The sequence below is a fragment of the Mesorhizobium sp. M0715 genome (assembly GCF_040320355.1).
Taxonomy (GTDB): Bacteria; Pseudomonadota; Alphaproteobacteria; order Rhizobiales; family Rhizobiaceae; genus Mesorhizobium.
The window spans coordinates 1-1,036 of record NZ_JAMYPL010000073.1 but is presented as its reverse complement, the minus strand read 5'-3'; the positions used below and the strand labels follow the sequence as shown (position 1 = coordinate 1,036).

1 protein-coding gene and 1 pseudogene are annotated in these 1,036 nt (G+C 70.6%); both read right to left on the bottom strand.

The annotated features are described in order from the left end of the window. On the bottom strand, window positions 1-241 hold a 241-nt coding region (locus NKI21_RS32335; protein ID WP_352869320.1), incomplete at its 3' end, for a hypothetical protein. Further along, window positions 193-1,036 (bottom strand): annotated as a pseudogene (locus NKI21_RS32330) (autotransporter outer membrane beta-barrel domain-containing protein); the annotation flags it as partial. The gene NKI21_RS32335 and the pseudogene NKI21_RS32330, both read right to left, overlap by 49 nt.

Here is a 1,036-nt window from a genome sequence, read left to right as displayed (position 1 = left end):
GGGCGATGATGGCCGTGTTGCCGGTGGACGTCACGTCGCCCGCCGTCACCGTGACGGCGGCGCCGGCCGACTGCGCATAGATGCCGTTGCCGCTGGTCGCGGTGACCGGACCGACCGTGGTCACCGTGGTCGAGCCCGATCCGAAGTTCTCGGCGTCGATGCCGAACCGGGCGTCGATGGAGCCGTTGGCGGTCACGTCGATGTTGCCGGTCCCCGAAGCGTTGAGGATCGCGGCCACCATGCCGGCATTGCCCCCGCCTGGAGGTTGCCGTTGGCGACCTCCGTGATATCGGCGGTCGTCGACTGGGTCTGGACGTCGATGGCATCCTTGCCCGCGGTCAGTGGGGTCACCGCGCCCGTGGTGACGCTGATGTCGCCGCCGGCCGCCGTGTCGCGCACGACGAAGCCTTCGCCGCCGGTCGAACTGCTCGCGCCGGAGATGTCGACCGTGACCGTGCCCGAGCCGTTGTTCTGGATGGTCGCAGCGTTGCCGGTCCCGCCGACGAACCCGCCGGTGCCGGTGACGCTGATGTCGCCCGCACCGCCGGTGCCGCCGGTCAGCGACAGGCCGATCGTGGCGCCGGTCACCGTGTCGGCGACGCTCACGCTCACCGCGCCGTTGCCGGTCGCCTTGATGCCCTCGGCAAGTGTGCCGGTCACCGTGCCATTGGCGGTGATGCCGATCGCGCCGGTGCCGTAGTTGGTTGCCTCGATGCCGGTCGTCCCCGAGACATCGCCCGCGGTCACATTGACCGCGCCCGAGCCTGCTGCCTTGGTCTGCCGGGCGATGATGGCCGTGTTGCCGGTGGACGTCACGTCGCCCGCCGTCACCGTGACGGCGGCGCCGGCCGACTGCGCATAGATGCCGTTGCCGCTGGTCGCGGTGACCGGACCGACCGTGGTCACCGTGGTCGAGCCCGATCCGAAGTTCTCGGCGTCGATGCCGAACCGGGCGTCGATGGAGCCGTTGGCGGTCACGTCGATGTTGCCGGTCCCCGAAGCGTTGAGGATCGCGGCCACCATGCCGGCATTGCCC